This window comes from Streptomyces sp. NPDC101165 (genome assembly GCF_044768135.1).
Classification (GTDB): Bacteria; Actinomycetota; Actinomycetes; order Streptomycetales; family Streptomycetaceae; genus Streptomyces.
Genome location: NZ_JBIWPG010000062.1, coordinates 1 through 1,300, shown reverse-complemented (window position 1 = coordinate 1,300; position 1,300 = coordinate 1). Strand labels below are relative to the sequence as shown.

Annotated in this window: 1 protein-coding gene; it reads left to right on the top strand. The window is 68.1% G+C overall.

Going from position 1 to position 1,300, the window contains the following annotated elements; all coding sequences use genetic code 11:
- Nucleotides 1-21: 21 nt before the first annotated feature.
- Nucleotides 22-1,260: an IS701 family transposase gene (locus ACIRVH_RS46475; protein ID WP_403967190.1), complete on the top strand. Its 1,239-nt coding sequence runs from the start codon at nt 22-24 to the stop codon at nt 1,258-1,260.
- Nucleotides 1,261-1,300 lie beyond the last annotated feature (40 nt).

The following is a 1,300-nucleotide window of genomic DNA, read 5'->3' as shown; positions in this document are numbered from 1 at the left end:
TCCGGGCAGCCTCCTCGTGTGATCGACGAGCGTGCAGTTGAGATCTGGAACGACGAGCTCGAAGAACTGTTCCTGCGTACAGGCCACCGCTTCAGGCGCGTCGAGCCCCGCCGCAGGATGCGTGACTACATCCGCGGACTGCTGGGCCCGGTCGGCCGCAAAAACGGCTGGCAACTGGCCGAATACGCCGGACACAGCACCCCCGACCGCCTCCAGCGACTCCTCAACGGCGCCCGCTGGGACGCCAACGAGCTTCGCGACGACCTCCAGCACTACGTAGCCGAACGGCTCGGCGAGCCCGACGGAATCCTCATCCTCGACGACACCGGCTTCCTCAAGAAGGGCACCACCTCGGCCGGCGTGCAGCGCCAGTACTCCGGCACCGCCGGCCGCACCGAGAACTGCCAGATCGGAGTCTTCGCCGCCTACGCCACCACGCGCGGACGCGCCCTGGTGGACCGCGAGTTGTATCTGCCCAAGTCCTGGACCGACGACCGCGACCGCTGCCGCGCCGCCCACATCCCTGACGAGCGGGCCTTCGCCACCAAGCCAGATCTGGCCAAGGCCATGGTGCTGCGGGCGATCGCCTCGCCGCTGCCGATCGCCTGGGTGACCGCGGACGCCGCCTACGGCCAGGAGTGGCGACTGCGCCGCATGCTGGAGGAAACCGGCCTGGGGTATGTCCTCGCGGTCCCCAAGTCCCAGCAGGTGCCGCACTTCGGACGCATCGATCACCTCTTCTCCCAGGCACCCGACGAGGCGTGGGAGCAACGTTCGTGCGGTGACGGCGCGAAGGGCCCGCGCGTCTACCACTGGGCCGCCCTGCAGATCACGCCCATCGAGGATTTCGACGGCGAGATGCCCACCCACCAGCGGTGGGCACTGGCCCGCCGCAGCATCAGCAAGCCCGAGGACATCGCTTATTACCTCGCCTACGCACCGCTGGGCACTACGGTCGAGCACCTGGTGCGCGTCGCCGGGATGCGCTGGGCCATTGAGGAAGCCTTCCAGGCCGCGAAGAACGAGTGCGGCCTCGACCAGTACGAAGTCCGCCGCTACACCGGCTGGATGCGGCACATCACCCTGGCCATACTTGCGCATGCCTTCCTGGCCGTCATGGCCGCCGACGCCGCAGCAAAAGGGGCAGCAGAAACGGTTCCTGCCTCACGCCCCTCACCGTGGCAGAAGTTCGGCGGCTCCTGGCAACTGGCCACACACCCATCACCTCTCAGCAGCCCTTCACCAGCGCACGCGCACTGAGATGGTCACACTGGCGCAGACGACGCCAAGCTGTCGCCCG